At 72.3% G+C, this 12,498-nt stretch carries 9 protein-coding genes; 5 read left to right on the top strand and 4 right to left on the bottom strand.

Annotated features, from left to right (window positions below):
• Window positions 1-77: 77 nt before the first annotated feature.
• Entirely contained in the window at window positions 78-1,037 is a 960-nt protein-coding gene (locus ACN28A_RS29310; RefSeq protein ID WP_421404696.1) for a TIGR03557 family F420-dependent LLM class oxidoreductase, read from the top strand.
• Here ACN28A_RS29310 and ACN28A_RS29315 read toward each other — a convergent pair.
• Window positions 1,034-2,332: a glycosyltransferase gene (locus ACN28A_RS29315; protein ID WP_421400528.1), complete on the bottom strand. Its 1,299-nt coding sequence runs from the start codon at window positions 2,330-2,332 to the stop codon at window positions 1,034-1,036. The genes ACN28A_RS29310 and ACN28A_RS29315 overlap by 4 nt on opposite strands.
• Before the next feature lie 185 nt (window positions 2,333-2,517).
• Here ACN28A_RS29315 and ACN28A_RS29320 point away from each other — a divergent pair, with 185 nt between their 5' ends.
• Window positions 2,518-3,222 (top strand): GntR family transcriptional regulator, encoded by a 705-nt coding sequence (locus tag ACN28A_RS29320; RefSeq protein ID WP_421400531.1) that lies wholly within the window; start codon window positions 2,518-2,520, stop codon window positions 3,220-3,222.
• A gap of 67 nt (window positions 3,223-3,289) precedes the next feature.
• Here ACN28A_RS29320 and ACN28A_RS29325 read toward each other — a convergent pair whose 3' ends face one another.
• Complete coding sequence (locus ACN28A_RS29325; protein WP_421400533.1) at window positions 3,290-5,833, bottom strand: glycoside hydrolase family 65 protein; 2,544 nt, start codon at window positions 5,831-5,833, stop codon at window positions 3,290-3,292.
• Window positions 5,830-6,828 carry a PfkB family carbohydrate kinase gene (locus ACN28A_RS29330; RefSeq protein ID WP_421400536.1) on the bottom strand — a complete coding sequence of 333 codons (999 nt, stop codon included), beginning with the start codon at window positions 6,826-6,828 and terminating at the stop codon, window positions 5,830-5,832. Before ACN28A_RS29330 ends, ACN28A_RS29325 begins: the two co-directional genes overlap by 4 nt.
• Window positions 6,829-7,171: 343 nt before the next feature.
• On the opposite strand from ACN28A_RS29330, the gene ACN28A_RS29335 reads away from it, so the two are divergent.
• Window positions 7,172-9,433, top strand: a complete 2,262-nt coding sequence (locus ACN28A_RS29335) for a catalase (protein WP_421400538.1) — start codon at window positions 7,172-7,174, stop codon at window positions 9,431-9,433.
• A gap of 117 nt (window positions 9,434-9,550) precedes the next feature.
• On the top strand, window positions 9,551-9,823 hold the full coding sequence (locus ACN28A_RS29340; protein WP_278061310.1) for a DUF4235 domain-containing protein: 273 nt from the start codon (window positions 9,551-9,553) through the stop codon (window positions 9,821-9,823).
• Between the two features lie 47 nt (window positions 9,824-9,870).
• Here ACN28A_RS29340 and ACN28A_RS29345 read toward each other — a convergent pair whose 3' ends face one another.
• Window positions 9,871-10,230, bottom strand: a complete 360-nt coding sequence (locus ACN28A_RS29345) for an STAS domain-containing protein (RefSeq protein WP_421400541.1) — start codon at window positions 10,228-10,230, stop codon at window positions 9,871-9,873.
• Between the two features lie 412 nt (window positions 10,231-10,642).
• Here ACN28A_RS29345 and ACN28A_RS29350 point away from each other — a divergent pair, with 412 nt between their 5' ends.
• Entirely contained in the window at window positions 10,643-12,418 is a 1,776-nt protein-coding gene (locus ACN28A_RS29350) for a glycoside hydrolase family 15 protein (protein ID WP_421400544.1), read from the top strand.
• The last annotated feature ends 80 nt before the right edge of the window (window positions 12,419-12,498 follow it).

A 12,498-nucleotide genomic window follows, 5' to 3' on the forward strand; every position in this document is an offset into this window, starting at 1 on the left:
CCGCCGGCACGGCGACGACGACTGATCGGGTGCGGTTCGGGGTAGAGGTCGGGCAGGCCCGACACGAGGAGGACGGCATGCGCATCGGCTACTTCCTGTCCAGTGAGGAGTACACCCCGGCCGAGCTGCTGGAGCAGGCTCGGGGGGCGGAGGCGGCGGGCTTCCAGTCCCTGTGGATCTCCGACCACTACCACCCCTGGGTGGACGCGCAGGGACAGAGCGCATTCGTCTGGTCGATGCTCGGCGCGCTCAGCCAGGTCTGCTCGCTGCCGGTCACCACGGCCGTGACCTGCCCCACCGTCCGGATCCATCCGGCGGTGATCGCCCAGGCCGCCGCGACGACGGCGGTGCTGCACTCCGGTCGGTTCGTGCTCGGCGTCGGCACCGGTGAGGCGCTCAACGAGCACATCTTCGGCGACGCCTGGCCGAACGCCGGCACCAGGTTGGAGATGCTGGAAGAGGCCGTCGAGGTGATCCGCGAGCTGTGGCGGGGCGAGTTCGTGGAACACCAGGGCAGGCACTACCGGGTGGAGAACGCCCGGATCTACACCCGACCGGAGACCCCGCCGCCGATCTACGTCTCCGGCTTCGGCCCGAAGGCCATCGACCTCGCCGCCCGGATCGGCGACGGCTACATCAGCGTCATGCCCGACAAGGAGCTGGTGGACCGGTTCCGGGCCAACGGCGGCGGCGACAAGCCGTGCCAGGGCGGCTTCAAGGCGGCGTACGCCGGCAGTGTGGAGGAGGGCGCGCGGATCGCCTACCAGCGGTGGCCCAATGCCGGCGTACCGGGCGAGCTGTCCCAGGTGCTGCCCTCGCCGCGGCACTTCGAGCAGGCCTCCGAACTGGTCACCGAGGAGCAGGTGAAGCAGGCGTTCGTCTGTGGCGACGACCCGGATGCCCACCTGGAGATGATCGACAGGTACGCGCAGGCGGGTTTCGACGAGGTCTACGTGGCCAACACCGGGCCGCACTACCAGGGTCTCTTCGAGCTCTACGCCAAGCGGGTGCTGCCGGCCCTGCGCACCGACCGCTAGCCGGAGCCGCCGGCCTGGGCAGCCCGGTCGGTCGTCAGCTCGAGTAGCAGTTCGACCGCACGGTGTGTGCCGCCTTCGGCGCGTACCAACTCTCCGATCTCGGCGGCCCTGCGGGACATCGTGCTGTCGGACCTTGTCGCCTCGACTGCCTCGACGAGGCGTTCGGCGGTGATCTGCCGCTGTGGGACGGGGTCCGGGGCGACGCCGACGGCTCGCATCCGCTCGGACCAGAACGGCTGGTCGCCGGTGAAGGGGCAGATCACCTGTGGGCGCCCGGCGAGCAGCGCGGCGGCTGTCGTTCCTGCTCCGCCGTGGTGGACGACCACTGCGGTGCGGGGGAGGAGCCAGTCGTGCGGAGCCTCGTCGACGACGTGCACGGAGTCGGTGTCCGAGCCTGCGACCGCGATCCCGCCGGCGCCGGTCGCGACAACGGCTCGCAGTCCGGTTGTGTCGACCAGTTGTCGGACCATCTCGCCGATCGCCTCGGGGTGCTGGCCGCGCATGCTGCCGAAGCCGAGGTAGATCGGCGGTGTTCCGCGGTCGAGGAACTCGGCCAGGGCCGGCGACGGGCCCTGCCCCTCGCCGGCGCGGGTCCAGTATCCGGTGACGGGCGCGTATCCGGGCCAGTCGGCCGGCTGCGGCAGCACGTGGCGACTGAACGCCTGTAGTACGAAGGCGGGGCCGCCGTCGGGGCGGCGGAACGGGTTACCGGACCCACGCCGGGAACGCAGCCCGAGTCGTGCACGCCAGTGCCCTCCCACCGGGCCGAGGAGCATTCGGGGGGCGAGCGCGGCCGGTCGGTAGCTCAGCCGGTTGCCGGATCTGGGCAGCCACGGCGGGGCCCACATCGGGCACGGGAAGGCGCCGGTAGGGATCCAGTTCGGTTGCAGTGCCACCGGGACCGAGGGGACGCCGAGGGCCTCGGCGAGGTGCTGGCCGGGCAGCATGGTGTGGTGCACGACGACGTCGGTTCGGGCCGGAACGGCCGCGCTGACGTCGTCGAGCGCGGCGGCGACGTACTGCCGGGTCCGGCGCACCACGTCGACGGCCGTCCGTTTCGCCTTCAGCCCGCCGTAGTTCGTCGCGAGGGCCTGTTGGATGTGGGGCTCGTCGGTGAGCCGGTTCCACCGGTCGTCGACGGGTGCGAACGGGACGCCGTCGGCAGCGGCGAGCGACTCGTAGCAGGCCGGCCCGGCCACCAGCACTTCGTGGCCGGCGTCGGACAGTGCGCGTCCCAGGGCGACGAACGGCTGCACGTCGCCACGCGTCCCGAACGCGAGCACGAATGCCCTCATCCTGCTGGGGTCCCCTCTGTTCGGCCGCGTCCCGAGGACCTCCGAGAGCGACAGTCCGCCGTCTGACCTGCCTGAAATTTCAGCACCGAGCATGTCTGTCGGAGCCGGGGAGGTCAAGTCCGACCACGGGAGAGTGTGCGACGTCGCCTCGGAGCAGGGTGGCGGGCGGGCTAGGGTCTCCTGTTGTGGGCAACCAGGGCGCGACGGGGGAGGGTTCGCTGACGCAGCAGGCCTATGTGGCGCTGCGTACCCGCATCGTGGCCTGTGAGCTCCCGCCGGGGGCGTCACTCACCGAGCGGGAACTGGCCCGCACGACTCCGTACGGGCTGACTCCGATTCGTCGGGCGCTCGCCCGGCTGGACCGCGAGGGGTTGATCATCACGCTGCCCCGGGCGGGTTACGTCGTGAGCCCTCTCGGCGCCCAGGAGGTGTCGGAGCTGGTCGAGGCGTGGTCTCTCGTCGGCCCCGAGCTTGTCCGTCTGGGCTTGCAGCGGATGTCCGACGTCGAGGCGCAGGAACTCGCCCGGCTGCTGACCGAGTGGTCCCCGCCCGATATCGACGGTGAGCACCGGTTGGAGGCGGTCCTGCGCTTCTCCGAGCTGTCGATGCGGGTCTTCCAGGTCCTGGCCGTCGCGAGCGCGAACCGCTGGTTGCGGTCGACCTTCGACCAGCTCGCGGACCAGATGTCGCGCCTCTGGGTCATCCTGCTCAAGGACCGCGAGATCCCGGAAGAGCTGCGGCTGCTCGTAGACCGGTGGAACCGACACATCGCGGGCCGGCAGCCCGGAGAGATCGCCGAGCAGCTACCGCGGTTGATCGAGGACAGTGGCCGGGCGGCACGTGACCTGTTCACCAGCTCGCGACGGCACCTGCCGGTCCACCGGGCATGACCAGCGACCACCCGACCGACCTGCCCGGTGTGTCACCCGACCCGCCGACGTTCGTGCTTCCGGCACTCTAGCGGCCGTCGGCCGAACCGGCCGGGACCGTCCCGACCGGCGTCACCGCCTTCCCGGTGGTCCGGCGCCGGGGAGCCCGGCCGGGCGGTGCGGCCGGTTCCGGGCCCGGGTCGGGCAGCTCCGGCAGTGGCAGCCGACGCGGCGTGCCCGGCCGCAGGTCCAGCGCCGTGCCGTAGTGGTGCAGCCGGAGAGTGTCTCCGTCGGCATGGTCCCGGAGCAGGTAGGTCGCGTGGTCCCGGGTCACCGTGACCCGGAGCCGGCGTCCCCGCCAGCGCAGCGAGAACTCCAGCCGGGTCAGCGCCGCCGGCAACCGGGGCGCGAAGGCGGGTTCGTCACCCTGCTCCCGCAGCCCGCCGAAGCCGCCGACCAGGGCCAGCCAGACCCCGGCGAGGGCGGCGATGTGCAGCCCGTCGCGGCTCTGCCGGGGCATCTCGTGCAGGTCCTGCAGGGCCGAGTCGGCCAGGTGGGCGTACCCGAGTTCGAGGTGTCCGAGTTCGGCGGCGAGGATCGCGTGCGCGCTCGCCGACAGCGACGAGTCCCCGACGGTACGCCGGTGGTAGTAGTCGAAGTTGCGGGCCTTCTGCTCCGGGGTGAACAGGTCGCCGCAGTGCTGCATCGCCAGCACCACGTCCGCCTGCTTGACCACCTGCCGACGGTAGAGCTCCAGGTAGGGGTAGTGCAGCAGCAGCGGGTACTCGTCGTCGCCGGTGCCGGCGAAGTCCCACTCCCGCAGCGCGGTGAACCCGGCACACTGCTGGTGCACCCGCCGGACGGCGTCGTACGGCAGGTGCATCGCCTCGGCCGCCGCCTGCCAGGCGTCCAGCTCGGAGGCGTCGACGCCGAGCTGGCGGGCCCGCTCCGGCAGCCGGCGGGCCGCCGCGACGGCGCCGAGCAGGTTCTGCCGGGCCATCACGTTGGTGAACAGGTTGTCGTTGCCGAGCGCGGTGTACTCGTCCGGCCCGGTGACCCCGTGCAGGTGGAAGTCGCCCGCCTCGTCGAAGTGGCCCACCCGGTTCCACAGCCGGGCCGTCTCGACCAGCAGTTCCAGCCCGATCTCGTCGAGCAGGGCGTAATCGCCGGTGATCGCGACGTGCCGCAGTACGGCGGCGGCGATGTCGGCGTTGACGTGCAGCGCGGCGGTACCGGCCGGCCAGTACCCGGAACACTCCCGGCCGTCGATGGTCCGCCAGGGAAAGGCGGCACCGGCCAGCCGCAGTTCGGTGGCCCGCCGCCGGGCCTGGTCGAGGGTGGCATGCCGCCAGCGGAGCGCGGCCGCGGCGGCGTCCGGCCGCAGGTAGCTGAGCACCGGCAGCACGAACGTCTCGGCGTCCCACATGGTGTGGCCGTCGTAGCCGTTGCCGGTCAGCCCCTTGGCCGGCACCGGCCGCCGGCCCGCCCGGACGCTGGCCTGGAACAGGTGGAACAGCGCGAACCGCACCGCCTGCTGGAGCTGTGGGTCGCCGTCGACGGCCACGTCCGCGTCGTCCCAGAACCCGTCGAGACAGTCCCGCTGCTCGGCCAGCAGTCCGGCCCAGCCGCGTCCGGCCGCCTCCGTGAGCATCGCCCGCGCGTCGGTGATCAGCTCGTCGAACGGCCGGCGCTCGGACATCGCGTACCCGACGAGCTTCGTCACCCCGAGCCGCTGTCCGGGCGCCAGCCGGACGTCGACGGCGACCCGCACCAGGTCCGGACCGGTGTCGACGGTGACCTCCGGCCGTGACCCGTCCGGCGTCTCCGGCTCGTCCAGCAGGTGCGTGACGGCGGCGACGACCCGCTGGCGGCTGCGCCGCGTGCGGTGCGCCAGGACCCCGCCGTGGCCGTCGGCAAGGTGCCGCTCCGCCAGCAGCGGGCGTTCGAGGACTGTCGGCGCCCTCGGGTCGTCGGTGTCCCGGTCCGGCAGCGCCGGGTTCGCCCGCAGCTCCGAGTGCAACCGGACGTTTACCGGCCGGTCGGCGGCGGCGACCTCGTAGCGGATCGCCAGCACGGCGGGACGGGTGAACGAGACCAGCCGGGTACTGCGCAGCCGCACCGTCGCGCCGGACGGGGCGGTCCAGTGCGACGACCGGTGGAGGGTGCCGGCGCGCAGGTCCAGCACCCGCTCGTGCCGGCTTCCGCTCGCCGAGGACGCCTGTGAGCTCGGCGAGGACGCCCAGGATGTCGTGTCGCCGGCCGAAGGGTCGATCGGGCGGCCGTCCACGAAGAGTGCGAAGCGGGTACCGTCCGGCACCCCGATCAGCACCTGGTTCTGCTTCGGGAAACCGTAACCCTGCTCCGGATAGGTCAACTCCTGTTCCTCGTAGCACCCGTCGAGGTAGCTGCTCGGATTGCTGCTCGCGCCACCCTCCTCCAGCACACCCCGTACGCCGAGCCGGCCGTTGGCCAGGGCGAAGACCGACTCCAGGTCGGCCCGTACCGCCGGATGCAGGCCCACCTCGCGGACCTCCCAGGTCTCGGCGCCGGCCGGCGCCCGGTCCGAGTGGAGCCGTGGTCCCGGGATCGCCGACCGACGGCGCGCGCCGGCCGGTCCGGTGTCGAGGCTCATGCCGGGGCACCCGTCGACGGACCCGCGCCCGGGTCGGGGCGCAGCCGTTGCGCCCGCTCCCGCAGCGCCTCCGGGTCGAGCGCGGGACGGCCTCCGGGATGCCCGACGACGGCTCCGGCGGCGGCCACCGCGTAGCGGGCCGCGTCCGGCGGAGGGTCGCCCCGGAGCAGTGCCACGGCGAGGGCGGCGGTCAGCGCGTCCCCGGCGCCGGTGGTGTCCACCACCTTCTCGTCGGTGAGCGGCACCAGCAGGTGCCCCGCGCCCCACCGTCGGTCGTCCCAGACGAAGAGGTTCCCGGCCGGGCCGAGACCGAGCACCACCAGGCTCGGGCCGGCCCGCAGCAACTCCTCGGCGGCGGACCGGACCTGCCCCGGGTCGTCGCCGGAGGCGCCGGTGAGCAACCCGGTCTCCCGGTCGTCCGCCCGGAGCACGTCGGCGAGGGCCAGCAGCGGCCCGCGGTGCCCGTCGTCGGCCGGCGCGCCGTCGAGTACCAGTAGCCGGTCCGCCTGCCGGGCCAGCCGCGCTGCCGCCAGCGCCGCCGCCGGGGGCTGCTGGAGCTGCACCAGTACGGCGTCGGCGGCGTCGAACGCGGCACCGGCCGCCGCCACGTCGGCCTCGGTAAGCAGCATGTCGTCGGGCAGGTGTTGCAGATAGCGCCAGCCGCCGTCGGCGTCCAGCGTCTCGACGATCAGTCCGGTGCCGGTCCCGGCCCGGCGGCGGACCTGGGACACGTCGACCCCGTCCCGACGGGCCTGCGCCAGCAGTTCGTCGCCGATCCGGTCGTCGCCAGCCACGGCGAGCAGGCTCGGTCGGGCATCGAGTTGGGCCAGCGCGACGGCCTGGTTGGCGCCCTTGCCGCCGAGCGTCTCGCGGTGGTCGCCGACCTCGGCGGCGCTGCCGGCCGGCGGCATCCGGTCGACCACCAGCACCAGGTCGCGGGCCAGTTGGCCGACCACCAGGACCCGTGGACCAGCCGTCCGTGGACCAGCCGTCACGGACCGACCCGCCCGCGAAGCCGCCCGACAGCCTGCCCGCGGACCCGGCCGGCAGCCTGCCCGCGAACCGACCCGGCAGCGTGCCCGCGGAACCGGCCGGCAGCTCGCCCGGCAGCGTTTCCGGACCGGTCCGGCGGTGGGGTGCTACGGTCCCCGTCTGTCTGCGCAACTGCGTCCACGGAACCTCCGCTACCCAGAACAGCCGCGCGCTACTCGGCCGGTGTCCGGCGGGACGAATCACACAGCCATCCCGCAAAATCCCGACATCGGCGCGTTTTGCCTGATCAGCGCAGGGTAGGGGGTTGAGGGCACAATCCAGTCACCAGATGGAGGACCCGCCCAGATGGATGCCAGCAAGCCCGCCAAGGCAGTCAAGGAGGCCGTCGAGGCGGCCACGGAGGCGCTGACCGACGGGCCGGCGACGGAGGTCCCCGGCGCACCGGGCAGTGCCCCGCCGCCGCTGACCGAACCCACCGCTGCACAGGAGCCGCTGCCACCGAAGAGGGAGCAGGGCGCTCCGGAGACCCGTACCCCGACCGGCGCCCCGACCGGCGCTCCGGCGGTCGCCTGCGGACAGCAGGGCGCGTACCTGACGACCGCGCAGGGTGCGCGGCTGCGGGACACCGACCACTCACTCAAGGCAGGCCCCAGGGGTCCGGTCCTGCTCCAGGACCACCACCTGCGCGAGAAGATCACACACTTCGACCACGAACGCATCCCCGAGCGGGTGGTGCACGCCCGTGGTGCCGGGGCGCACGGGGTGTTCGTCGGCTACGGCACCGCCGAGGGGCTCACCAGGGCCGGCTTCCTCGGCAAGGGCCGGAAGACCGACGTGTTCGTCCGCTTCTCCACGGTGCTCGGCTCGCGCGGATCGGCCGACACGGTCCGGGACACCCGTGGCTTCGCCACCAAGTTCTACACCGACGAGGGCACCTTCGACCTCGTCGCCAACAACATCCCGGTCTTCTTCATCCAGGACGCCATCAAGTTCCCCGACATCATCCACGCCGGGAAGCCGCACCCCGACCGCGAGATCCCGCAGGCCCAGAGCGCACACGACACCTTCTGGGACTTCGTCTCCCTGCACACCGAGGCGCAGCACCACACCATCTGGAACATGTCCGACCGGGGCATCCCGCGCTCGTACCGAATGATGGAAGGTTTCGGTGTGCACACCTTCCGGCTGGTCAACGCGGCCGGGGAGACGGCGCTGGTGAAGTTCCACTGGAAGCCCGCCCTGGGTGTGCACTCGCTGACCTGGGAGGAGGCGCAGCTGCTCGGCGGCGTCGACCCGGACTTCCACCGCCGGGACCTCTACGACGCCATCGAGGCCGGCGCGTTCCCGGAGTGGGAACTCGGCATCCAGGTGCTGCCGGACACCCCGGAGGAGACCTTCGCCGGCATCGACCTGCTCGACCCGACGAAGATCGTGCCGGAGGAACTCGCCCCGGTGCAGCCAGTGGGGCGGCTGACCCTGAACCGGACCCCTACCAACTTCTTCGCCGAGACCGAGCAGGTCGCCTTCCACGTCGGCCACCTGCCGCCCGGCATCGACGTCACGAACGACCCGCTGTTGCAGGGTCGACTCTTCTCCTACGTCGACACCCAGCTGACCCGGCTCGGCGGGCCGAACTTCTCGCAGATCCCGGTCAACCGTCCGCACGCGCCGGTCAACGACATGCTCCGGGACGGCTTCCACCAGCACGCGGTGCATGCCGGCGTGGCGCCGTACCGGCCGAACTCGCTCGACGGGGGCAACCCGTTCCCGGCCGGAGACGGCGAGAACGCCTTCGTCGACGTGCCGGTGCGGGTGGCGGAGGCACCCAAGGTACGCGCCAACCCGGTCTCCTTCGACGACCACTTCAGCCAGGCCAGACTCTTCTGGCTGAGCATGACCGACGTGGAGCGGGAGCACATCGTCCGCGCCTACACCTTCGAGCTGGGCAAGTGCTACCACCAGGCGATCAGGGAACGGCAACTCCAGTGCCTGGCCAACATCGACCCGGTACTCTGCGCCCAGGTCGCCACCGGTCTCGGCCTGCCCGCGCCGGAGCCGACGGTCCCGCTCGCCGACGTCACACCCAGCGCCGCGCTGTCACAGCTCGGCCGCGACTGGCCGACCGACGGCCGGACGGTCGGGATCGTCGTCGACGCCGGTGCCGACCACGGCGGCCTCGACGAGGTCCGCCAGGCGGTCTTCGCCGCCGGCATGGTGCCGCTGCTGATCGCGGCACACGGCGGCACCGTTGCCGGCCTGCCGGTGCAGCGGACCTTCGCCACCGCCCGGTCGGTCGAGTTCGACGCACTCCTGCTCGCCGGGGCGCCGGCACCCGCGCCGGACGCGCTGCCGGCCCGGGACGCCAAGGCGGGTGCGGCCGACTCGCCGGCCGTGGACCCACGGGTACTGCTGCTCGTCGAGGAATGCTGGCGGCACGCGAAGGCGATCGGCGGTTGGGGACCCGGTACGGCGGTACTGCGCCGGGTCGGCGTGACCGACACACCCGGCGTCGTCACCGGCGAGGCCGCGACGGAGGTCTTCGGCGACGTACGGCAGCTACTGGCCGCGCACCGGTGCTGGGAACGGTTCCCCGCGTCGGTCGGCTGACCCCGACCGTCCCGCCCGTCCGGGTCCGGCGGGTGTTTTCCAGGACCGGGCCTCGGGTAGCAGGTCCGGGACTGGTGCAGGGACGGGAAGCTGAAGTACTCATTGGAGGGTCACAAGATGGGCCGTACGGTTTCGAAGATCGCGTACAAGCCGGTCGGGGTGCTGCTCGGGGTCAGCGCGGGTGCGATCGCGAGCTTCGCCTTCAAACAGGTCTGGAAGCAGGTGGCCGGCGACCGTGAGGCCCCGTACGCGACCGACGAGGACCGCGGCTGGGGCGAGATCCTCGCGGCCGCGGCCCTGCAAGGCCTGATCTTCGGTGTGGTGAAGGCGGCCGTCGACCGCAGCGGCGCGGTCGGCGTCCGCCGGATGACCGGCCGCTGGCCGGACTGACGGTCGACCGGCCGCCGGGTGGCTGGCCGGTCGACCGGGCGGAGGGGTTATTCGGCGTCGCCCGTCACGAAGAGCAGGCCGGTCAGCTCGAGGACCCGGCGGACGTTGCGCCGGCAGTTCACCACGTCCAAGCCGGCGTTCTGCCCGGTCGCCCGGTTGTAGACGTGCACGAGGGTGGCGATGCCGCTCGAATCCAGGAAGGTGACGCCGGCCAGGTCGACGGTGAGCCTGGCCGGTCTCTCCGCCAGCACCTCGTCCACGCACTCGCGCAGGTGGTCGGCGGTGCTCATGTCCACCTCGCCGTCGGCTGCCACCCGGACCTCGGCGCCGTCGCGGACCACGGTCAGGGACAGGACGGCACCGGTGGAGTCGAGGTCGGGCGATTTCTCCCACCTTCCGGCTGTCATCGCATCATAATGACACCTGCCGGTGCCGGTGTGGCGTACCGCCGCCCGTCTATCCCGGCAGCGTGCCGGAGTCGAGATCGACTGCCCGGCTCCGGCCTTTGCGATCATCTCGGTGATCCGCCATCTGGATCACCGTTCGAGTCGCTGTGACCTGGCACCGGTGTCGCCGGCCGGAAGGCCGGCCACCCAGGGGAGCGACCCGGCGGCGGAGCGGGGGATAGGCGGCGCGGAGACTGTCGAGCTGGGTGCACAGGCGGGGCAGCTCGACAGTCTCCCCGGCGAGTATTCCAACCCCGTAACCTGCCCGACGTCAGGAGATCGCCAGCTCAGGAAAATACCTGGAAGCACCGGTTATCCGAGCAACCTGCGAAGACAGGGCACTAGTCCGGATGGAACCGGGTAAGCGCGCGGAGTGTCCGACGTCCCGATCGCCGACTACGGTCTGCTCTCCGACTGTGCCTCGGCGGCGCTTGTCGACCGGAACGGCTCGATCGACTGGTGGTGCCCCGGCCGGTTCGACGCGCCGTCGGTGTTCGGGCGGCTGCTGGACCCGGGCGCCGGACACTGGAGCCTGCGACCGGTCGCCGGGCCGGACCGGCGCACCGAGCGGGCGTACGTCGACGGTTCGCTGGTGCTGCGCACCGTGCACCACACCGGCGGCGGCAGCGTCGCCGTCACCGACGGACTGCTGGCCGACCCCGGCGTCCGGGGACACGACCTGGGGCAGAACAGCCCGATGGCGCTGGCCCGGGTCGTCGAAGGACTGACCGGCACGGTACGGATGAGTTGCGAGTACGTCCCTCGACCGGATTTGGGGCTGATCGTGCCGTACCTGCACTGCGCCGGCGGGCAGGTGCGGACCAGCGCCGGACCGCTGAGCCTGACCCTGCGCAGTCCGGTGCCGCTGGACTGCGCCCGGGGCCGGGCGTACGGCGAGTTCGACGTCGCCGCCGGCCAGGTGTTCGCCTTCGACCTCGCCTCCGCGCCGGCCTACGGGCAACCGATACGGCACCTCGATGCCGTGTCGGCGCTCGCGGACACGGTCGAGGCCTGGCGGTCCGTGCGGGAACTGCACAGGTACGACGGCCGCTACGCCGAACTCGTCCGGCACCACGCACTTGTCGTGCAGGGCCTGACCTACCGGCCCAGCGGGGCGGTGGTCGCCGCCGTCACCACCTCGCTGCCGGAACGCCTCGGCGGCACCGACAACTACGACTACCGCTACGCCTGGTTGCGGGACTTCTTCCACACCATGCGGGCACTCTGGGTCACCGCCTGTCCCACCGAGACCGGCCGGCTCTTCGAGTGGGCCGCCCGCTCGGCCGGGCGTACGGGAGACGAACCGGTGCCGATCATGTACGGCGTGGCCGGTGAACGGAACCTCTCCGAGTACTCCCTCGACCACCTGCGCGGATACGCCGACAGCCGGCCGGTCCGGATCGGCAACGAGGCGTGGCGGCAGCGGCAGCAGGACGTGCCCGGCCAGGTGCTACTCTGCGCATACCTGGTGCGGGATCGGTTGGGCGAGATCTCCCAGGAACTCCAGGCGATGCTCGTCGGCCTGGCGGAACAGGCCACCCACTGGCGGGAACCGGATGCCGGCATGTGGGAGGAACGCGGTCCGGGGCGGCAGCACCTCGCGTCGAAGGCTCTGAGCTGGGGCGCCCTGGACAGCGCGGTGCGGCTCGCGCCGATTCTCGGCCCGCGCGCCGACCCCGAACGGTGGGCCGCCGTCCGCGACGAGATCCAGGCCACCGTACTCCGGGACGGCTGGAACGAGCGGGTCGGCGCGTACACCGGCGTGATCGGCTCGGACCAGTTGGACGCCGCCGTCCTGGTGCTGCCCTTCACCGGCATCGTGCGGGCCACCGATCCCCGGATGCGGGCCACGATCGAGGCGATCGCCACCAGGCTGACCACCGACGGCCTGGTGCGGCGCTGGCCGGACGAGTCGGCCGGTTTCGTGGCCTGCACGTTCTGGCTCGTCGAGTGCCTGGCGATGGCCGGCGAGATGGATCGGGCCGCCGCCCTCTTCGAACGCACCGCCGCCCGCGCCAACGACCTTGGCCTGTTCGCCGAGCAGATCGACCCCCGCACGGGCGCGCAGCTCGGCAACACTCCGCTGGCGCTCTCACACGTCGCTCTGATCGGCGCCGCCTGGCGGCTCACCAAGCCGTCCTTTCTCTAGAGCGTGCTTTGAATGTGGTCGCACGGCGTGCGCGTCGGTGGGTGAGGCAGTGCTTGATGTAGCGGTATGAATCGATCGCG

Source organism: Plantactinospora sp. WMMB782 (assembly GCF_049179135.1).
Taxonomy (GTDB): domain Bacteria; phylum Actinomycetota; class Actinomycetes; order Mycobacteriales; family Micromonosporaceae; genus Plantactinospora.